We start from the raw sequence: 20,221 nt of genomic DNA, 5'->3' as shown, positions 1-20,221 counted from the left end.
TGGGTTCCGGTGCGGGGGCGGTGGGTTCCGGTGCGGGGGTGCGCTGCCGGGGCGTCCTGCTCGACCTCGACGACACCCTCTACCCGCAGGCGCAGTTCCTCGCCGCCGCCTGGGACGCGGTCGCGCAGGCCGCCCCCGCCGCGCTGCGCCCGGCCCTGCGCGCCGCGCTGGCCGAGGTGTGCGCCCAGGGCAGCGACCGGGGGCGGATCGTGGACCGGGCCCTGGAGCGGGTCGGCGGCTACGAGGCCCGGACGGCGGCCGAACTCGTGGACGTGTTCCGGGAGTTCCGGCCGGTGCGGCTCGACCCGTACCCCGGCGTCGCCGACCGGCTGGCCCGGCTCGCCGCGGCCGTCCCGCTGGTGGTGCTCACCGACGGCAACCCGGCCCAGCAGCGCGCCAAACTCGCCGCCACCGGCCTCGCCCCGCTGCTGCCGCACGTGGTGTGCACCGACGAACTGCCCGGCGGGCGGGCCGCCCGCAAGCCCGCCCCCGACGGCTTCCGGCAGGCGCTGGCCCTGCTCGGGTGCGCGCCCGGCGAGGCGCTGATGGTCGGCGACCGGCCCGACAAGGATGTCGCGGGCGCGGCCCGGCTGGGCATCCCGGTGCTCCGGGTCCGGCAGGGCGAGTACCGCCAGAAGGCGGACCACGGAAGCGAGTCGGCGTCCTTCGGGACGGTCGCGGAGGCGCTCGACGCCGTACGGGAGGCGCTGTGAAGCGGGCGCGGTGGGCGCTTTCGACGGTCGGGACGACGGTGGCGGCGGCGGTGGTGCCGGTGGCGGCGGTCCTGGCGGCGGCCGGGCTGCTGGGGTGGCGCCCGGCCTGGGCGCACCACGCACTGGCCGGCTTCCTCGCCGGGGTGTTCGGGCTCTACCTGCTGCGGCACCTGGTGCTGCTCGCCGGGGCGCTGCACGCCCGTCCCCAACCGGCCGACGAGCAGGGGGTGTTGCCGAGCGTCACGGTGCTGGTGCCCTGCCACGACGAGGCCCGGGTGGTGGACGGGCTGACCCGCGCGCTGGCCGCCCTCGACTACCCCGCCGACCGGCTGGACGTGGTCTTCGTCGACGACCGCTCCGCCGACGACACCGGCACCCTGCTGGAGCGCGCCGCCGAGGCGCACCCCCGCTGGCGGGTGCTGCGCCGGGCCGCGGACGCCGTCGGCGGGAAGTCCGCCGCGCTGAACGAGGCGCTGGAACTGGTGCGCGGCGAGATCACCGTCGTCTTCGACGCCGACCACCAGCCCGAACCCGGCTGCCTGCGGGCCCTGGTACGGGCCTTCGACGACCCCGGCACCGCCGCCGCGCAGGGGCGCTGCGTGGTGCGCAACCCCGGCGACAGCCTGATCGCCCGCCTGGTCGCCGTCGACTACCTGTGCGGCTACCTGGTCAACATGGCCGGCCGACGCAGCGCCTTCGGGCTGCCCGCGTACGGCGGCGCGAACTGCGCGGTGCGCACCTCGGTGCTGCGCGAACTCGGCGGCTGGAACGTCGACTCCGTCACCGAGGACACCGACCTGACCGTCCGGGTCTGGCTCTCCGGCCGCCGGGTCGGCTACGCGGAGGACGCCGTCGACACCGAACTCGCCGTCACCACGCTGCGCGGCTACTGGCGCCAGCGCTACCGCTGGGCGCGCGGTCACCAGCAGGTCTGCGCCGACCACCGGGACGCGCTGCTGCGCTCCCGGCACCTGGGCGTCCTCGGCAAGGTGGAGGCCCTGCTGTTCCTGTACCTCTACCACGTGCCGGTGCTGTGCGCCGTCGCCCTGCTGCTGGCGGGCGTCGAAGCCTCCTGGCCCGGACTGGCGCTCACCGTGCCGCTGTGGCCGGTCGCCCCGCTGATGCTGGCCGGGCCGGTGCTGGAGATCGGCGGCGGACTCGTCCGGGCCGGGACGCGGCGGCGGGAGGTCTTCCTACTGCTGCTGTTCCCCGCGCTGTTCGTGCTCTCCATGCTGCTGTGCACCCGGGCCCTGATCGACCGGCGGGTCGGCTCCGCGTACTCCTGGGTCAAGACCGAGCGCACCGCGGCCGCCCCCAACGCGGCGATCGGGGCCCGGCTGTGAGACTCCCGACCCTCCCCGGGGCGGCGCGCCCGTCCCGGCCCCGCCCGGCGGTCGGCCCGGCCCGGCCGCTGGCCCCGCTGCTACGGGTCCTGGCGGTCATCGCCACCACCCTCGCCCTCGGCCACTGGGCGGCCGGTCCGGTCACCCGGGCGGAGGCGGCGGCGACCGGGACGGTGGCCCGCTGGTGCGGGCTGTCGATGGTCCGCCAGCTGCCCGGCACCGACCTGGTGCACGGCTTCCACGGGTACCAGCCGTTCTTCATCCGGATCACCCCGTCCTGCTCGGCGCTCACCGTCGTGACGGCCTGCGCGGGCGTCTCGCTGCTGATCCTCGGCGGGACGTGGCGCCGACGGCTGGTCGGGGCGGTCGCGGCGGCGGCGCTGTTCGCCACCGCGAACCTGGCGCGGCTGGTGGCCGTGCTCTGGGTGGGCCAGGACTACGGCATCCCCACCATGGTCGGCTTCCACGACTGGGGCGGCACCCTCTGGTCCTACCTGATGCTGCTGCTGGCCGTGCTGCTGATGGTCGCGCTGCGGATCGGACGCCGCCCGCGACGGCCGGGCGGCACGGCCGAGGCGGACCGGGCGGGCGGGGCGGGCGAGGCTGACGAGACGGACCGGGCGGACAGGGCGGGCGGGGCTGACGAGACGGACAACGCGGACGAGGTGGAGGAGCGATGACGGTGCGGGTGCTGGTGACCGGGGGCGGCGGGCCCGCCGGGGTGGTGCTGGCGCGGGAGGCGGCCCGGGCCGGCCTGGTGCCGGTGGTGGGCGATGCGGACCCGCACGGGGTGGGCTTGCACCTGGGCCACGAGGGCGTGCTGCTCCCGGCGGCCGGCGAGGCGGACTTCGCGCAGCGGCTGCTGGCGACCGCGGTCGAGCGGCGGTGCGACGCGCTGGTGGTGACGGTCGGCGAGGAGCTGGAGCAACTGGCCGGACGGGAGCGGGAGTTCGCGGACAAGGGGGTCGCGGCCTGGTTCCCCGCGCCGGAGACGGTCACCGCCTGCCTGGACAAGTGGGCCTTCGCCCGGGCCGTCGAGGGCATCCCCGCCCCGGGGACGTCGCTCGGCGGGCCGGGCGAGCTGCCCGGCCCGTGGATCGTCAAACCGCGGCGCGGGCGCGGCTCGCGGGACGTCCACGCGGTGCACGACCCGGCGGACTTCCCGACCCTGCTGCGCCGCGTCCCCGAGCCGATCGTGCAGACCCTGCTGCCGGGGCGGGAGTTCACCGCGGACTGCCTGATCGGCCGGGACGGCACCGTGCACGCCGCCGTGCCGCGCTGGCGGACCCAGGTGCGCGGCGGCATCGCCACCCGCGGGACGACGTTCGCGGACCCGCGGGTGGACGTCCTGGTGGCGGAGCTGACCGGGGCGCTGGGCCTGACCGGCCTGGTCAACGTCCAGGGCTTCCTGGCGGAGGACGGCCCGGCCCGGGTGGTGGAGGTCAACCCGCGCTGCTCGGGCGGCCTGCCGATCTCGCTGGCGGCGGGCGCGGACCTGGTCGGCCAGTACCTGCGGCTGCTGCGCGGCGAACCGGTCCGGCCGGAGGCGCTGCGCTGGGCGGCCGGGGTGACGACGGCGCGCAGCTTCGCCGAGCACCGGGTGTCGGCACCGGCACCGGCACCGGCACCGGTGCCCGTGCCCGTGCCCGTGCCCGTGTCGGCGTCGGCGTCGGCCTGACGTCCGCTCGGGCGGCCCGGTGGGCGGGTTCGGAGACCTGCTCGACCCTACCGCCGCGGTGGACGCCGTCGCCGACGCGCCCGGACGGGACCTGCGCAACGCGGGCGACGTGGTGCCGCCGCCCGGCGGGTGGCTGCGCCGCTACCGGGTCGCTGGAGCTGTAGGGCGCGACCGTCGCGGTACGGCGGGGCCCCGTCACGTCACGGCGGGCTCCCGTCGCCGGGTCCCCGGCCGCGCTGCCGGGCCGGCGGGGCGCGCCGCCGCCCGACGGCGGTGCCGACGGTGCGGGGTCAGTGCGGGCGGCGGACGGTCAGGTCCCGGCAGCGCCAGGAGAGCCGGCCGCTGTTGGCGCGGGGGCTGCGGTGGCCCCAACGGCCGCCCGCGACCGACAGGTTGACGATGATCCAGGCCCGCCAGCCGGAGCCGACGCCCCGGCCGTCGGCGTACACCTCGCGGCCGTCCAGCTCCCAGCGGACCGAGTCGGGGCCGAACAGGCAGGCGAGGGTGAACCACCGGCCCGGCGTCACCAGGTCGTCCAGGTAGGCCGGGTCGCCGGGGCGGACGTGGTTGCTCAGCTCCAGCATCCGCGGGTGGTCGTCGTGGTACTCCATCACGTCCACCTCGCCGTGGCCGGGCTGCGACCGGCCGGGGGCGACGTCCCGCCCCCAGGTCCAGATCGCGGGCCAGACGCCCTGGTCGGCCGTCACCTGGCAGCGGGCCTCCAGCCGGTCCCCGGTCCGCAGCTCGAACCCGCCCGCGGTGCCCTCGGTGGTCACCAGCGGCGTCCGCCAGCTGCGCGCGCTCTCCCGCACCGCGGTGAAGCGGTCCCCGTCCGGGCCGTAACCGGGCACCAGGTGGTCGAGCTTGTTGTCGTCCGGGTTCCGCCCGCCCCGCGGGTACGCGGAGGAGGCGCCGGCCGCCCACTGGGAACGGTCCGAGAACGGCGCGTCGAACACGACCGGCGCCTGCGCAGGGTCGGTCGGCTGCGGCGCGGCGGTCGGCTGCGGGACGGTGGGCTGGTGGGCGGTCGCCTGCGAGTCGGTGGACTGCTGGTCGGGCGGGGGAGGGGTGCTCACTCGTTCACGCTCCGGTGGTGCGTCAGGTTCCGGCAACCCAGGGCATTCCCGGCCAAAACCCTCCCACACCCTCACCCGACCGGCGCACGGAGGCGAGCCGCCGAGCCCGCGCACGCCCCTTTCATCCGCTCAATGACGGTACGTCCGGTGTGCTGCCCCCCGCCCGCCCCGGGGCGGCGGCGCCGCGCCCGGTTCAGCCACCTCCGGGCGGGCACTCGGCGTCGACCAGGGCGGCCGCCCGGGACGGGTCCTGCCCGGCCCGGTCCAACAGGCCGTCCGCGTGGTAGGCGAGCGGACCGGAGCCGTGGTGGATCTCCAGTTGCAGGTCCGCGGAGAACCGCGGCCAGACCAGCGCGGCGTCCAAGTCCGGCCGCCGGACGTCCAGTTCCTCCAGCAGGCGCCAGGCCAGAGCGGACCGCTCCGCGCGCCGGACCGGGTCGCACGCTTCCAAGGCCGCCGCGATCCCCGGATCGTCCGGGTCTTCCGCCGCCAACGCGGCCAGGACGGGCAGCAGTTCGGGGCGGCCGAGGACCGCCGCGGCGGACAGCGTCAGCGCGTGCGGCCGCCGGTACGTCTCCAGCAGGTCGATCAGCCGGGGCAGCACCGAGACGTCCTGGCGGTTGGCCAGGCCGCGGACCGCCTCCTCCGCCACGTCCTCGTCCTCGTCGTCCAGCCGCTCGTGCAGCGCCGCCCGGACCGCCGGGCTGTACGCCTCGTCCAGGGTGCCGACCGAGAACACCGCCGCGTCCCGCACACCCGGGTCCTCGTCCCGGCACAGCGCCAGCAGGGCCCGCACCCGGGGCGAGTCCGGGACGGGCTCGCCCGCGAACGGCAGCGCCTTCGCCACCGCCCGGCGCACCTCCGCGTCCGGGTGCCCGGCCGACCCCAGCAGCACCGGCAGCGCCCGCACGTCCCGCGCGGACGGGTCTTCGGCCGGGGGCCGGGAATCGTCGGTCATGCGCCCGAGTGTGGCCCGTCCGGGGCGGTCGGCGCCACGTGATTGCCGGGACCTGGCGGGCGGGCGCGCGGCGCGGGTGGGCGGCGGGCGGGGCCGACGGGGCTACACTGGGCCGCGGTCGTGACGCCCCCGGGCGTCCGGAGCGTCGGGAGGTGAGAGCAGTGGAGCGCAGTAGTCCGGGTCGAAGTCGGCCCCGCTCCGGGACGTTCTCATCCGCTCCTGGCCCCCGGCACCACCGCCCGCGCCGCGCCGCCCGCTGAACCCCCGCGTTCACGCCCGGCCCCGCCCCGCGCCCGCGTGCGACCGCCACCGGGGCCCGCCGCCCCGCCCGCCCGTCCGCGTCCGTCCGGGCCCGGCGGCACCAGAACCGTGGAGGTACCGCCGTGTCCGACTGGCGTGTGCGCGCCGTGCGCGCGAGCAAGCGACCCTTCAGCCGTCCCGCCTCGCGGCCCGCCGACCGCACCGCGGCCCCCGAGCACTCGATGGACCCGCGCTCCGAACAGCACCCCCACCCCGACGAACCCGTCTCGCTGGAACGCTCCGTCGTCGACGCCGCCGTCTACCGCGACGGCCGCCGGATAGAGACACCCACCAGCCTCGCCGAGATCTACCGCGAACTCCCCGGCAAGCCCGGCACCATGGCCTGGATCGGCCTCTACCGCCCCGCCGAGGCCCAACTCGTCGAAGCCGCCGAGAAGTTCGACCTCCACGAACTCGCCCTCGAGGACGCCATCGTCGCCCACCAGCGCCCCAAGCTGGAACGCTACGGCGACACCCTGTTCGTCGTGCTGCGCGCCGCCCGCTACCTCGACGACGTCGAGGAGGTCGACTTCGGCGAGATCCACCTCTTCGTCGGCCCCGACTTCGTCCTCACCGTCCGGCACTCCCAGTCGCCCGACATCTCCATGGTCCGCAGCCGCCTCGAAGCCGACCCCGAACTGCTCGCCCTCGGCCCCGAAGCCGTCCTCTACGCCGTCCTGGACGCCGTCGTCGACGGCTACGCCCCCGTCATCGCCGGACTCCAGCACGACATCGACGAGATCGAGACCGAGGTCTTCGGCGGCGACCCCGAGGTCTCCCGCCGCATCTACGAACTCTCCCGCGAGGTCATCGATTTCCAGCGCGCCACCGGCCCCCTGCTGGAGATCATGCGCTCCCTGGAGGGCGGCTTCCAGAAGTACGGCACCGACGAGGAACTCCAGCGCTACCTGCGCGACGTCGCCGACCACGCCACCTACGCCGCCGAACGCGTCGACGGCTTCCGCCAGATGCTCCAGAACATCCTCACCGTCAACGCCACCCTGGTCTCCCAGCGCCAGAACGAGGAGATGAAGCAACTCGCCGAGGCCGGCCACGCCCAGAACGACGAGATCAAGAAGATCTCCTCCTGGGCCGCCATTCTCTTCGCCCCCACCCTCATCGGCACCGTCTACGGCATGAACTTCGACGAGATGCCGGAACTCCACTGGATGTTCGGCTACCCCTTCGCGATCGGCCTGATGGGCGTGGTCTGCGTCAGCCTCTACCTGATCTTCAAGCGCCGCAATTGGCTGTAGCGGCAAGCTGGTTGCGGCCCGAACCCGGTGCGGGGCCGGATCGAGGCCGGGCCGGGGGCGGGTCGAACCGGTCGGCGAGTGGGTCTCGGTGGAGCGGGTGGGGTCGGTGACGCCGCTGCCCAAGCTACCGTCGGGTGTCCGGGGACCGACGCGGCCGTCCGTCCGGGGGCCCCGGGGCGACACTGGCGGCGGGGCACGCCGGGCCACCCCGCGGGAGCGTCCGGGGAGCGGCGCGACCCCCGCCGGGTGGCGGCGCTCCATGGTCGTGCGTCGCGGCCCCGTCGCCACAGGGTCGATGGTCCCGTCGGCGGCGGCCTGAGGGCCCCGGTTCCGGGGCCGTTCCGCGACGGGAAGCCCTGGCCGGAGGGGTCTGGCGGGCCGTGGGCCGGGCGGGGTGCTGCGCGGCGCAGGGCGTGGGGGACGTGCTGGGCGGCGTACGGGGTGGCCCGGCGAGTGGTGGGGGCGGGCAGCAGTTCGGCGAGTTTCTGCGAGAGCCGGACCGTCACCGCGCATGGGCGTCCGCCACCGGTAGCAGGACGGGGTCCAGGGGGTGCCCGCACGCAACGGAGTGGCCCCGGGCCGGGGGCCGGGGCCACTCCGGCGTGGCGGGTCAGGCGACGGCGGGGCTCGCCACCCGTTCGCGGCGGCGCAGCAGGCTGCCCAGGGCGAGGCCGCCGGGGCCGGCGGCGGCGATCAGCAGGAACGCCCAGGCGAACATCGCGGCGGGCTCGCCGCCGTTCTGGATCGGCCACAGGGCGTGCTCCTGGTGGACGCTGAAGTAGGCGTAGGCCATCGAGCCCGAGCACACCAGCGCCATGGGCCGTACCGCGATTCCGAGCAGCACCAGTACGCCGCCCACCAGCTGGATCAGCGCAGCCCACCAGCCGGGCCACTCGCCGACCTGCGGCGCCTTGCCGTGGGCACCGCCGAAGACGCCGAACAGGGTGGCCGCGCCGTGGCAGGCGAACAGCAGGGACACCACGATCCTGCACAGGCCCAGGAGGATGGGTCGGGCACGTTCGGCGAGCCGCGAAAGGTCTTCGGTCATGGGAACTCCTCGTGTGGGGACGAGACCTGGAACGGGTGCTGGGAGCGTGCACCGGGACGGCGAACCGCCCGACTTGATGAGCTGCGATCAATTCTGGCGCGGCGTCAGTTCCGGGGCCAAGCTTGGAATGCTCTGAGAATCCTATGAATGCCCGCCCGTGCCCCACCGCCGGAGCCGGCGGCGGTGGTCGAACCGGGGCCGACCGCGCAGCCGCGCGGGATGTCGTACGGGACGGCGAGGCAGCCGTGCAGCGAGCGGGTGGAGCCGTCGCGGGCGGGCTGCTTGATCCGGAAGTCCAGCGGCAGCCGCACTCGTCGGTTGAAGTCCTCGAACCCGCCCAGGACTTCGGCGATGGTGTCGCGGATCCGGTCGTGGTCCTCGACGTACCGCTCCCAAGGGCGTGGCGCTGTCCGGCAGCGCCGCGCGGGCGATCCCGGCGACGATGGCGGGCTCGGAGAGCAGCAGCGGGGAGGCGGGCGCTTCATGCCGCGGGACAGGTGCACCATGCTCATCGAGTCCTCGGCGGAGCTGGATTGTTCGCCGCCGCGCCGGCGGTCCTTCTCGGTGCGGCCCGGGCAGGGCAGGATCAGCGCCCACCGCCCGTGCACGAGGTGGCTGCGGTTCAGCTCGGTCGACACGTGCACGATCCGCGCGCCCCGCTCGTGCGCCGCGGCGAGCGCGGTGAGCATCCGGGGCGCGTTGGAGGCGGCGTTCACGCCGAGGACGAACAGGGCGTCGGCGGTCTCCCAGTCCTTGAGGTCCACCGTCCCCTTCCCGGTGCCCAGCGCGGCCTGCAGGGCGCGTCCGCCGGCCTCGTGGCACATGTTGGAGCAGTCCGGCAGGTTGTTGGTGCCCAGCTCACGGGCCATCAGCTGGTACAGGAACGTCGCCTCGTCGCCCAGCCGTCCGGAGGTGTGGAACGCGGCCCGGTTCGGGTCGTCCAGCTTCCGCAGGGTCCGGCCGACCAGCTCGAACGCGTCCCGCCACGCGATCGGCCGGTACCGGTCGGTCTCCGGGCCGTACACCATCGGCTCGGTCAGCCGGCCCCGGTCCTCCAGCGCGAAGTCGCTCCACTCCGACAGCTCGGTGACGGTGTGCGCCGCGAAGGACGCGCGGTCCACGCGCTTGCGGGCCATCTCCCAGCTGACGTGCTTGATCCCGTTCTCGCAGAGGTCGAGCTTCAACCCCTTGAGGTCGTCCGGCCAGACGCAGCCGGGACGGTCGAAGCCGCCGTCCTCGTGGTTCATCCTCATGATCGCGCGCGGCTCGTCCAGCTATTCGCCCTCGCGGACCAGGAACTTCGCCACACTCTTCGCCGCGCCTCAGCCGGCCGCCGGGGCGCGTCCCCGACGCCCGGTCCGACGCCGTCGGGGACCGTGGCGACGGCAGGGTCGGCGGGGGCGGGCCGGGGGTCTTCGGAGGAGTGCACGGTGGTCGCCTTCCGGGGCGGAGCGGCGGGCGCCCGACGGTGGCACTCGGTCGGCGGACCCCTCGCTCGAAGCCTCGCCTCCCAGGAAGCCGGCTCCGCGGACATCGCGCCCGCAGAGGCGTCCCGGGGCAGGTCGTTACCGGGTCCGGGCGGGCCGCGACCGTACGCTCTCCCTCGGCGGCAGTGGCCGGTGCACGGGCGGGCGGAGGCGACGGGGTGAGTGACGGGCCGGCGGAGCAGCGAACCGGGACGGCGTCGGCCGGGACGCCACCGACCGGGACGGCGTCGGCCGGGACGGGGGAGGCCGGCGCACCGACGGAGCCGGAGGCGGCCCGGACGGAGCAGGCCGAAGGGACGGACCAGGCCGAACGGGCGATGGGCTTCGCCCTGGCGCTGGGGCAGCGGCTGTTCGAGGCCGGGGCCGAGACCAGCGCCGTCGACGCCGCGCTGGCCTCGGTGGCCGCCGCCTACGGCCCGCACGACGACCTCCAGGTGGACATCACCGCCCGGACGATCACCCTCTACCACCGCCCGGCGGAGGGCCGGCCGACGTCGATGACCCGGGTGACCCGCACCGACGAGAGCCGTTCCCTGGACGACCTCAACCGGCTCTACCGGCTGGTGCTGCGGATCCGCTCCGGACGCCTGCCGCTGGCCCGGGCCGAACGCCTGCTGGCCGACTCCGACCGGCTCTCCCGGCGGCCGTGGATCGCCGGCGCCCTCGGCGGGGCCACCCTGGCGGCCTCGATCAGCCTCCAGGCCGGCGGCACCGCGGGCGCGGTGGTGACGGCGTTCGTCCTGCAACTGCTCTCCGGCCGGCTGGGGTGGCTGCTGGGCCGGGCCGGGCTCCAGCCGTTCTACCGGTCGGCCGCCCAGGGCGCCGCCACCGTCGGCGCCTGCACGCTGCTCCTGCAACTCGACGTCCTCACCGGCCGGGAGGCGGTGGCCGCCGCCGCGGCGGTGCTGGTGCTGCTGCTGCCGATCCTGTCGGTGGTCTCGCTCGCCGAGGACGCCGTCAACGGCTACGCGCTGATGGCCGCGAGCCGCCTGATCACGGTGGCCACCCTGTTCGCCGGGCTGCTCGGCGGCACCGCCCTGGCCGGCCTCGCCGTCCGGGACTGGGCCGACAGCGCCCACTACGTGCACTTCGCCGCGCTGACCCCGCCGGTGGTGCTGCTGGCCTCCGCCGTCGGCGCGGCCGGGAACGCCGCCTTCAACGGGGGCGGGCCGCGCCTGCTGCTGCCGGCCACCGCCGCCGGGCTGGTCGCCGGGGCCGCCAACCTCGTCCTGCACACCGCCCTCCCGGTGCCCGCCGCCCCGGCCGCGTTCTGCTCCTCGGCGCTGCTGGCCCTACTCGCCGCCCTCGCCGCGCCGCGCCTGCACCTCACCCCCACCGTGATGATCCTGTGCGGCATCACCGGCGCCCTGCTGCCCGGCCCCGCGGTCTTCCAGTCGCTCGCCGCGGCGGCGGCCCGCACCGGCGGCGCGGGCGCCGGTTTCGCCAGCGCCCTGCTGACCACCGCCTCCCTCGGCTTCGGCGCGGTCCTCGGCACCACCCTCGGGCTGCGCCTGCTCGCGGCCCGCTCCCGGACCCGTCCGGCCGCCGCCGCCGCACCGTCCGTGCCCTGAACCGCGCCGCCGCCGTCCCGCTGTCCGCTCCACCGTCGCCGTCCCGCCGCCCGTCCCCGAACCGCGCCGCGACCGTAACGGCCGGGCCCGACCGACTGGCCCATCGGGGTGAGCCCGGCGGGTGTCGCGGCCGGTCGCGGTGCCCGCGGGTCCTATCGTCGGCAGGGCTCCCGGCCGGGGGCCGCGGGGCGACGAGTGCGGGGAGTGGCATGGCGACCGGAATCCCCCCGACCGAGCATGTCCCGCAGGCACCGGCGTCGCGGGTGCTGCGCCGGTGGCGGCTGTGGCTGGTGCCGGGGGTGCTGAGCGCGCTGGTGGCGCTGGTGCTGTCGCTGCTGTACATGGGCGGCATCCTGTCGCCGCAGGACGACCTGCACCGGATGCCGATCGCGCTGGTCGACTCGGACGCCGGGCCGCCGCTGCCCGGCCGCTCGGCGCCGCTGGGCGCAGAGCTGGCGGACGCGGTCGCGGCCGGGACGCCGCCGGGGCAGGTGCAGTGGCAGCGGCTGTCCATGGCCGAGGCGCAGGACCGGCTCTCCTCGGGCCGGGTGTACGGGGCGCTGGTGGTGCCGGAGGACTTCACCCGTAGCGTGGCCGCGCTGACCACCGGTCAGGCGACGGCCCGGCCGGTGCTGCTGACGCTCACCAACCCGGGCACCGGCTCGCTGGCGTCCTCGCTGGCCGGACAGATCACCCAGCTCGCGGCGCACCGCTCCTCGACCCGGCTGGGCGAGCAGCTGACGGCCGCCGCGCCGGACGCGCCCGCCACCTCGAAACTGCTGCTGGCCGACCCGGTGGACGTGCAGGTCCGGCAGGGGCACCCGATCGCCCGGCACACCGGGCTCGGCCTGAGCGCCTTCTACTACACGCTGCTGCTGGTGCTGGCCGGCTTCCTCAGCGCCAACCTGGTGCACAACGGCGTGGACGCGGCGCTCGGCTACGCGGACAGCGAGATCGGCCCCTGGCACTCGCGCCGCCCGACGCTGCCGATCAGCCGGACCCAGACCCTGGTGGTGAAGATGGCGATGACGGCCGGACTGTCGGCCGTCACCGCCTCGATGATCATGCTGGCCACGATCGGCATCCTCGGCATGGACGCCCCGCACCCGGCCCTGCTCTGGGTCTTCTCGTTCTGCGCCTGCCTCACGGTCGGCCTGGGCGTGCAGGCGATCAACGCGGCGTTCGGCTCGATCGGCCAGCTGGTCGCGATGTTCGTCTTCATCGCCCTGGCCCTGCCCTCCTCCGGTGCCACCATCCCGCTCCAGGCCACCCCGTCCTTCTACCGCTTCCTCGGCGCCTTCGAGCCGATGCGCCAGGTCGCCGGCGGCGTCCGCGCGATCCTCTATTTTGACGCCCGCGCGGACGCCGGCCTGACCCGGGCCTGGCTGATGATCCTGCTCGGCTTCGCGGTGGCCCTGGTCTTCGGCTTCGCCATGACCCGCTACTACGACCGCAAGGGCCTGCACCGGATGGTCCCGGCACCGTCCTGAGCGGGCCCGCGCGCGTCCGGGGAGGGTGGCCGGCCCCGGTCGCTGCTGCTGCGGCGGCGGCGCGGAACTACCGGTCGTGCGGCGGGAGTTCGCCGGAGCCGCGGGGGATGAGGCGGGTGGGGACGGTGACCGTGCGGGCCCGGCTGTGGTCGCCGTCGAGGCGGGCCAGGGCGATCCCGGCCGCGGCGGTGCCGATGGCGACCGGGTCCTGGGCGACGGCGGTGACGGCGGGTTCCAGGACCTCGGCGAACGGGAGGTCGTCGAAGGAGACGGGCGCGACGTCGCGCCGGCCGGCCCGGGCGGTGCCGAGGACCGTGCCCATGGCGGCGAAGTTGTGGGCCGCCAGGATCGCGGTCGGCGGCTGCGGGGCGCGCAGGACGCGCTGGACGGCGTCGGCGGCCTCGGCCTCGGTGCGGCCGTCGAGGACGAGCGCGCGGTCGTGGGGCAGCCGGGCGGCGTCGAGCGCCTCGCGGTAGCCGGCCAGGCGCTCGCGGCGGGTGTAGAGGGTGGCCGGGCGGTCGGCCCGTCGCCGTTCAGCACCCGGGAGACGGCCCCGGCTCTGTTCCCGCCCCCGCCCCCGGCTCTGTTCCCGCCCCCGCCCCCGGCTCTGCTTCCGCCCCCGGTCCTGCTCCCGGCCCTGGCTTCGAGCGGGCGGGGCTCCCTAATATGAGCACTCCTCGCGTTTACCGGATCGTGCCGTCTGGAAGGACCCCCATGACCGACCGCTACGACCTGCCCGCCGGCTTCCGCTGGGGCGCCTCCACCGCCGCGTACCAGATCGAGGGCGCGGTCGACGAGGACGGCCGGGGCCCGTCGGTCTGGGACACCTTCTGCGCACGGCCCGGCGCGATCCGGGACGGCGACACCGGACGCACCGCCTGCGACCACTACCACCGCTGGCCCGAGGACGTCGCCCTGATGCGCGAACTCGGCCTCGACACCTACCGGTTCTCGCTCGCCTGGCCGCGCGTCCAGCCCACCGGCCGCGGCCCCGCCAACCCCGCCGGACTCGACTTCTACGACCGCCTGGTCGACGGCCTCCTGGACGCCGGCATCACCCCGCTGCCCACCCTCTTCCACTGGGACCTCCCGCAGGCCCTCGAAGACACCGGCGGCTGGCTGCACCGCGACACCGCCCACCGCTTCGCCGACTACACCGCGCTGGCCGCCGACCGGCTCGGCGACCGCGTCCCCGCCTGGATCACCCTCAACGAGCCCTTCGTCCACCTGGTCTACGGCCACGCCCTCGGCATCCACGCTCCCGGCCACGCCCTGGTCCTCGACGCCCTCCCCGCCGCCCACCACCAACTCCTCGCCCACGGCCTGGCCGCCGCCGAACTGCGCACCCGCGGCCTCGACGTCCTGATCGCCAACAACCTCACCCCCGTCCGCCCCGCCACCCCCGACCCCGCCGACGTCGCCGCCGCCGACGCCTACGACGCCCTGCACAACCGCCTGTTCACCGACCCCCTCCTCCTCGGCCGCTACCCCGACCTCACCGCGTACGGCCTCGGCCCCGAACCCGACCTCGGCGGCGCCGTCCGCGACGGCGACCTCGCCCTCATCGCCGCCCCCGGCCTCGACGGACTCGGCGTCAACTACTACAACCCCACCCGGATCGCCGCCCCCACCGACCCCGGCCTCCCCTTCGCCGAAGCCCCCGTCGAAGGCGTCCCCCGCACCCACTTCGGCTGGCCCGTCGTCCCCGAGGGCCTGCACGAACTCCTCCTCGCCCTCCGCGACCGCTACGGCACCGCCCTCCCCCCGGTCACCATCACCGAGAACGGCTGCTCCACCGACGCCACCCTCGACGACACCTTCCGCATCGACTACCTCGCCACCCACCTCGACGCCCTCGCCCGCGCCACCGCCGACGGCATCGACGTCCGCGGCTACTGCACCTGGTCCCTCCTCGACAACTTCGAATGGGCCGAGGGCTACAGCCAGCGCTTCGGCCTCGTCCACGTCGACTTCACCACCCAAGTACGCACCCCCAAAGCGTCGTTCGCCTGGTACCGCGACCTGATCGCCGCCCACCGGGCCGACTGAGCAGGGAAGTCGGCCTCTGGCGCGTTGCTGGACGGATGGCCTTCGGCTGACGAAGGCGGGGTGTCTTCGGGGCGTTCGGGGCGTTCGGGGCGAGGGGCGGACCGTGGCGCCGCTCCACCGGCAACTGACCGCAGTGCCGGTGGAGCAGGGGCGACGGAGGGCGGGCTCAGCTCGCGGTGCAGGTGAGCGTCGGTACGGCGTTGGCGCCGGTGCGGGTGCCCTGGAAGCCGAAGGACGTGCTGCTCCCCGCGGCGACGGAACCGTTGTAGCCCATGTTCACGGCGGAGACCGACGCTCCGGTCTGACCGGCCGTGGCGTTCCAGGTGTTGGTGATCCGCTGATCGCCACCGTAGGTCCAGGTGACCTTCCAGGAGGTGACCGCGGAGGTGCCGGCCTTGACGGTGACGGCGGCGGTGAAGCCGCTGCCCCAGTCGCTGGTGGTGGTGTAGGTCGCGGTGCACCCCTTGTCGCCCGGCCCGGTGGCGCCGGACGTGGTGACGGTGACCGGGGCGGACGCGGCGGAGGCGTTCCCGGCCGCGTCACGGGCCTTGACGGTGTAGGTGTAGGCGGTCCCGGCGGTCAGGCCGGTGTCCGCGTACGAGGTGCCGGTGACGCTCGCGACCTTGCCGCCCCCGCGGTAGACGTCGTAGCCGGCGATGCCGGTGTCGTCGGTGGAGGCGGTCCAGGACAGCGCCACGCCGGAGGCCGTCGCGGTGCCCGTCAGACCGGTGGGCGCGGTGGGTGCCGTCGTGTCGCCGCCCGTACCCCCGCCGGTGTGCTTGAAGTCGCCGAGTTCGTCGAGGGTGATGACGTACGGGTCGTCGTACACCCGCTTCAGGAAGTCCGGCGAGTTGTTGCCGCCGTCCTGCTCGAAACCGGACCAGGCCACGAAGTACGACCAGTCGGCCCGGTAGGCGCGCAGCAGGTCCGGGTCCGGGACGGTGCCGACCTCCGACAGGGCGGCGATCCTGGTGTCGCCGGTCAGCGCCAGCTCGCGGTCGTAGGTGAGGGCCACCGGGCCGTGGTCGCCGGCCGTGGGGTAGGAGTCGGCGCTGACCATGTCGACCACGTCGTCACCGGGGTACCAGGCCGGGTCCACGGAGTTCCACTGCCAGATCAGGTTGTGGACGCCGTCGACCCCGGTGAGCCGGTCGTGCACCAGCCGGTAGAGGGCCTTGGCCGACTCCGGCCCCTTGGCCCCCCACCAGAACCATCCGCCCTCGGCCTCGTGCAGCGGCCGCCAGATGACCGGCACGCCCGCGTCCTGCAGCCGCTTGAGCTGGACGGAGATGGCGTCGATGTCGCGCAGCAACAGCTTGTAGTCGTTCGAGGTCGGGTCGGCCAGGGCCGCCTGGACGTCGAAGGTGGTGGAGTCGGCGTAGAAGCCGCGCCACCACTCCTTGCCGGGCTGGTCGATCAGGCCGCTGGGGGCGTTCCAGTGCCAGCAGAAGGCGACGATGCCGCCGCGCCTGTCCCAGGCGATGGCGTTGTCGGTGTCCTGGCCGGTGGTGCCGCGCTCCACCCGGCTGGGGGAGTAGTCCATCATGTCCAGGCCCTCGACGGCCGGTGCCTTGCCGACGTTGGCCTCGATCCACCGCTCGTCCGCGGAGTCCTGCTGGCCGCTGAGGATGTCCTTGCCGTAGTGCGCCGTCAGGTACTTCATCAGCGACTTGGCCTCGGGAGTGGCCCGGGGGTCGGTCAGCTCCCCGGTGACGGCGTGGGGCGGCCGGGCGGGTGCCGGGGTGAGGGAGATCGAGTCGACCAGGTACCAGCCCCAGTCGCTGCTGATCGTCACGGTGTTGGCGCCGGCCTTCAGGAGCACGTTGCCGGCCGCGACGTCCGTCCAGCCGGTGGTGGCGGGAAGCGCGATCTCCCCCACGGTGCCGTTGTTGACCAGCAGGTTCGCCTTCTTGTCGCCGTACGGTCCGGCGTAGCGGACCGACAGGCTGTAGAGGCCGCCGGGGCCGTCGGGCACGGTGACCGTCAGGCTGTCGCTCGACTGGTCGAAGCCCTCGACGTAACCGGTGCCCTGGAAGCCGGTGACCGACGTTCCGACGGTCACGCCGTTCAGCGCGCTGTCCTCGGCCTGGTACACCTGGGTCGAACCGGCTCCGGCCGCCTGGGCGGTGCCCGGTTGCAGGGCCGCCGCCGCCGGGAGGGCGAGCGCGGCCGACAGCGCCAGACCGAACAGCCTGATTGTGAACCGTGTGCGGGGGGACAAGAGGGGCCTCCTCGTTCCGTGGGCGACAGCGACGTGGGCCGGCTGTGTGGGCCAGCTGCGTGGGAGCGCTCCCAAAGAAGCGCGGGGTGACCCGGGTGTCAAGCCTTCGCGCGAGCGGTCGCGTTCACCTGCTCCGCACCACGTAACTTCCTGTTCCTGCGGATCGCCGCCGCGCGTCCGGCGCCGGCGGAGCGGGGCGCGCTGCCGGGCGGTCCGCCGGCCGCCTCCTGGTCGGCGCCCACCGCCCTGTGGGCGGGCGTCGCGCTGATGGCGGTGCCCGACGTCCTGCCGGCCCGCTCCCCGCTGCGCGGGTACCGCACCCTGCCGGCCGCGTGGGAGGAGGACCGGCGGAGGACCGGACGTGAGGGCGGACCGGCGCTCCGAATGGTCCGCGGGCCGCTCGGCGGGGTCATCCGGCCGAGCGGCCCACGGGCGAAGAGGGGGACGGGCGGGGCGGCGTCAGTGCAGGGTGCGGGCCGCCGCCGCGTCGTAGGGGCGGAGGTCGGCGGTGCGGCCGGAGAGGACCTTGGCGGCCCACTGCGGGTCCTGGAGGAGGGCGCGGCCGACGGCGACCAGGTCGAACTCGTCGCGCTCCAGCCGGTCGAGCAGGTCGTCGATGCCCTGGACCGGCGCACCCTCGCCCGCGAAGGCGCCGAGGAAGTCGCCGTCGAGGCCGACCGAGCCGACGGTGATGGCGGGCAGGCCGGTGAGCTTCTTGCTCCAGCCGGCCAGGTTGAGGTCGGAGCCGTCGAACTCGGGGGTCCAGTAGCGGCGGGTGGAGGCGTGGAAGGCGTCGACGCCGGCCTCGGCGAGCGGGGCGAGGACCGCCTCCAGCTCCTGCGGGGTCTCGGCGAGCCGGGCGTCGTAGTTGTCGGACTTCCACTGCGAGTAGCGGAAGATGACCGGGAACCGGGGCGAGACGGCCGCGCGCACCGCGGCGACCAGCTCGGCGGTGAACTTCGTCCGGGCGACCGGGTCGCCGCCGTACCCGTCGGTGCGGCGGTTGGTGCCCGCCCACAGGAACTGGTCGAGCAGGTAGCCGTGCGCGCCGTGCAGCTCGACGCCGTCGAAGCCGATCCGCTCGGCGGCGGCCGCGGCCTCGGCGAACGCGCCGATCACGGCGTCCAGGTCGGAGCGGGTCATCGCCTGCCCGGTCCCCTCGGTGCCGTCCAGCCGGATGCCGGACGGCCCGATCGCGGGGGCGTCCGGGAACGGCTGCTGGCCCTGCTTGCGCACCATGCCGATGTGCCACAGCTGCGGGACGATGGTGCCGCCCGCCGCGTGGACGTCCTCGGCGACGCGGGCCCACCCGGCCAGCTGCTCCTCGCCGTGGAAGCGCGGGATGCGGTCGCTCTGGCCGGCCGACTCGTGGCCGACGTACGTCCCCTCGGTGACGATCAGCCCGACGCCGGCGGCGGCCCGGCGGGCGTAGTACCCCCGCACGTCCTCGCCGGGCACGCCGCCGGGCGAGAACTGGCGCGTCATCGGCGCCATCGCGATCCGGTTGGGCACGGTCAGCCCGTTGATCGCGACGGGCCGGGACAGCACCTCGGCCGCCCGGGAGGCGGTGGAGCCCGCGGAGTCGGCGGAGTCGGTGCCCGGGGTGGGCTCGGTGACGGTCATCGAGGTTCCTCACGGTCGGTGGCGGCGGACGCCCGTGTGCAGCTGGTCCCACCCGTCAACCGCCCTGCGCGCCGACGCATTTCGCCTCCTCCGCCCGCCCCGCTGTGATCCGCGTCACCCGGGAGGGGGAGGGGAGGTGCGGGTCGGGGGTGGTGCCCGCCGAACGCCGCAGCCCCGGCCCGGGGTGCGGGACGGGGCTGCGGGGGAGCGCCGGAGGACGGACGGGGGTCAGGCGGCGGCCGGGGCCGGGAGGTCCAGGCCGCGGGTGGTGACCAGGTGGGCGGTGCCGTCCACCAGGCGGTAGGAGAGGCCGACGACGGCGGTGGTGCCCGCGGCGACCGCGGCCGCCAGCGTGTGCGAGCGGTCCACCAGCAGGGACACGGTGTGCCGTATGTGCTCGTCGATGAAGTCGGAGTTGTCGGTGTAGCCGGCGGCGTTGGCGGCCAGCACGCTGGGCGTGACCCGCTCGATGACGTCCCGGACGAAGCCCTCGCCGCTGGAGCCCGCGGCGACGGCCTCCCGGGTGGCGCCGACGGCGCCGCAGGAGTCGTGGCCGAGGACGACCACCAGCGGCGTGCCGAGCACGCTCGCGCCGTACTCGATGCTGCCGAGGACCTCGGGGCCCAGTACGTGGCCGGCGGTGCGGACCACGAACAGGTCGCCGAGGCCCTGGTCGAAGATGATCTCGGCGGCGAGCCGCGAGTCGGAGCAGCCGAACAGCACGGCGAACGGGGTCTGGGACGGCGCGGTCTGGGCGCGGCGGGCGGCGTCCTGGTTGGGGTGGTTCGGGGAACCGGCGACGAACCTGCGGTTGCCCGCCAGCAGCGTCTCGAAGGCGACCTGGGGGGTGAGGTGTGCGGCGTCAGTCATGCCCGCAGACTACGTCCCCCACCCGCTCCGGGCCATGCCCGGGCCACGTCCTGGACTCTCCCGCGCCGGGACCAAACCATGATCAAAGGGGCGATCCCGGCCGAAATCGTTCGGATAGCGGTGCCCCGGGGGCGATATTCGCAGCCGTTCCGGGCCGCCGGTGCGCACATCCTCCTCCGGACGGTCGGCGGGGGCGACGCCGACCGGTGTCGACCGGGCCGGACCGGGTCGCCCGGGCGTCAGCACATGTAGTCGGCGCTGCCCTGGTGGCGCCGGCCGGACCAGTTGATGAAGAAGATGTCGTAGACGCCGTGTCGGAAGCCGTTGCCCGCGACGTAGGTGGAGGTGCGGAACTGCTGGAACTGGCCGTCGCCGTAGTTGTTGGCGTAGGCGGCGGGGCAGCCCAGGCTGCTCAGGTCGGCGACGGGGGACGACGCCGCGGCGGGGCCGGTCGGCGTGAGGGCCAGGGCGCCGGCGAGGGCGGTGACGGTGAGTGCTCGGGCGGCGCGGCGCGGGGCCATCGGAACTCCTGGGGACG

General features: G+C 75.3%; 15 protein-coding genes and 2 pseudogenes. 8 read left to right on the top strand and 9 right to left on the bottom strand.

Features of this window, described 5'->3' with window-relative positions; genetic code table 11:
* The first annotated feature begins 20 nt into the window (after positions 1–20).
* From K353_RS05735 to K353_RS05720, 4 genes are read left to right on the top strand one after another with little or no spacing between them, the layout of a single operon-like run.
* On the top strand, positions 21–713 hold the full coding sequence (locus K353_RS05735; RefSeq protein WP_158585350.1) for an HAD family hydrolase: 693 nt from the start codon (positions 21–23) through the stop codon (positions 711–713).
* Positions 710–2,056, top strand: coding sequence for a glycosyltransferase family 2 protein (locus tag K353_RS05730; protein WP_111552448.1), 1,347 nt, complete (start codon positions 710–712; stop codon positions 2,054–2,056). The genes K353_RS05735 and K353_RS05730 overlap by 4 nt, the downstream gene beginning before the upstream one ends.
* Positions 2,053–2,736 (top strand): hypothetical protein, encoded by a 684-nt coding sequence (locus tag K353_RS05725; protein WP_111552447.1) that lies wholly within the window; start codon positions 2,053–2,055, stop codon positions 2,734–2,736. The genes K353_RS05730 and K353_RS05725 overlap by 4 nt, the downstream gene beginning before the upstream one ends.
* Entirely contained in the window at positions 2,733–3,734 is a 1,002-nt protein-coding gene (locus K353_RS05720; RefSeq protein ID WP_146616401.1) for an ATP-grasp domain-containing protein, read from the top strand. Before K353_RS05725 ends, K353_RS05720 begins: the two co-directional genes overlap by 4 nt.
* 290 nt (positions 3,735–4,024) lie before the next feature.
* On the opposite strand, the gene K353_RS05715 is transcribed toward K353_RS05720, so the two are convergent.
* Positions 4,025–4,810, bottom strand: coding sequence for a family 16 glycosylhydrolase (locus tag K353_RS05715; RefSeq protein WP_158585349.1), 786 nt, complete (start codon positions 4,808–4,810; stop codon positions 4,025–4,027).
* 193 nt (positions 4,811–5,003) lie between these two features.
* Positions 5,004–5,768, bottom strand: coding sequence for a HEAT repeat domain-containing protein (locus K353_RS05710; RefSeq protein WP_111552445.1), 765 nt, complete (start codon positions 5,766–5,768; stop codon positions 5,004–5,006).
* 383 nt (positions 5,769–6,151) lie between these two features.
* On the opposite strand from K353_RS05710, the gene K353_RS05705 reads away from it, so the two are divergent.
* Entirely contained in the window at positions 6,152–7,324 is a 1,173-nt protein-coding gene (locus tag K353_RS05705; protein WP_111552444.1) for a magnesium and cobalt transport protein CorA, read from the top strand.
* 610 nt (positions 7,325–7,934) lie between these two features.
* Here the strand turns inward: K353_RS05705 and K353_RS05700 are convergent.
* Positions 7,935–8,372, bottom strand: coding sequence for a DoxX family protein (locus K353_RS05700; protein ID WP_111552443.1), 438 nt, complete (start codon positions 8,370–8,372; stop codon positions 7,935–7,937).
* A 212-nt stretch (positions 8,373–8,584) separates the two neighbouring features.
* Positions 8,585–9,847 (bottom strand): annotated as a pseudogene (locus tag K353_RS05695) (molybdopterin-dependent oxidoreductase); the annotation flags it as partial.
* A 170-nt stretch (positions 9,848–10,017) separates the two neighbouring features.
* Here K353_RS05695 and K353_RS05690 point away from each other — a divergent pair.
* Positions 10,018–11,430 (top strand): threonine/serine exporter family protein, encoded by a 1,413-nt coding sequence (locus K353_RS05690; RefSeq protein ID WP_146616400.1) that lies wholly within the window; start codon positions 10,018–10,020, stop codon positions 11,428–11,430.
* 209 nt (positions 11,431–11,639) lie between these two features.
* On the top strand, positions 11,640–12,920 hold the full coding sequence (locus tag K353_RS05685) for a YhgE/Pip domain-containing protein (protein ID WP_111552441.1): 1,281 nt from the start codon (positions 11,640–11,642) through the stop codon (positions 12,918–12,920).
* A 67-nt stretch (positions 12,921–12,987) separates the two neighbouring features.
* Here K353_RS05685 and K353_RS05680 read toward each other — a convergent pair.
* Positions 12,988–13,416 (bottom strand): annotated as a pseudogene (locus K353_RS05680) (substrate-binding domain-containing protein); the annotation flags it as partial.
* A 218-nt stretch (positions 13,417–13,634) separates the two neighbouring features.
* Between K353_RS05680 and K353_RS05675 the strand changes: the two are divergent.
* Positions 13,635–14,969: a GH1 family beta-glucosidase gene (locus K353_RS05675; protein WP_111552439.1), complete on the top strand. Its 1,335-nt coding sequence runs from the start codon at positions 13,635–13,637 to the stop codon at positions 14,967–14,969.
* 166 nt (positions 14,970–15,135) lie between these two features.
* Here K353_RS05675 and K353_RS36780 read toward each other — a convergent pair whose 3' ends face one another.
* The 4 genes from K353_RS36780 to K353_RS05655 form a co-directional block, all read right to left on the bottom strand.
* Positions 15,136–17,190: a glycosyl hydrolase gene (locus K353_RS36780; RefSeq protein WP_158585348.1), complete on the bottom strand. Its 2,055-nt coding sequence runs from the start codon at positions 17,188–17,190 to the stop codon at positions 15,136–15,138.
* 459 nt (positions 17,191–17,649) lie between these two features.
* On the bottom strand, positions 17,650–18,813 hold the full coding sequence (locus K353_RS05665) for an NADH:flavin oxidoreductase (RefSeq protein ID WP_111552438.1): 1,164 nt from the start codon (positions 18,811–18,813) through the stop codon (positions 17,650–17,652).
* Between the two features lie 228 nt (positions 18,814–19,041).
* A complete protein-coding gene (locus tag K353_RS05660) occupies positions 19,042–19,683 on the bottom strand; it encodes a carbonic anhydrase (protein WP_111552437.1) in 642 nt (213 codons plus the stop codon).
* A gap of 239 nt (positions 19,684–19,922) precedes the next feature.
* Positions 19,923–20,204: a hypothetical protein gene (locus tag K353_RS05655; RefSeq protein ID WP_111552436.1), complete on the bottom strand. Its 282-nt coding sequence runs from the start codon at positions 20,202–20,204 to the stop codon at positions 19,923–19,925.
* Positions 20,205–20,221: the final 17 nt, after the last annotated feature.

Origin of the sequence: Kitasatospora sp. SolWspMP-SS2h (assembly GCF_003259315.1) — a bacterium.
In the GTDB taxonomy this organism is placed as follows: domain Bacteria; phylum Actinomycetota; class Actinomycetes; order Streptomycetales; family Streptomycetaceae; genus Kitasatospora; species Kitasatospora fiedleri.
Note: the sequence above shows the minus strand (reverse complement) of the source record. Positions and strands in the feature narration are given on the sequence as shown.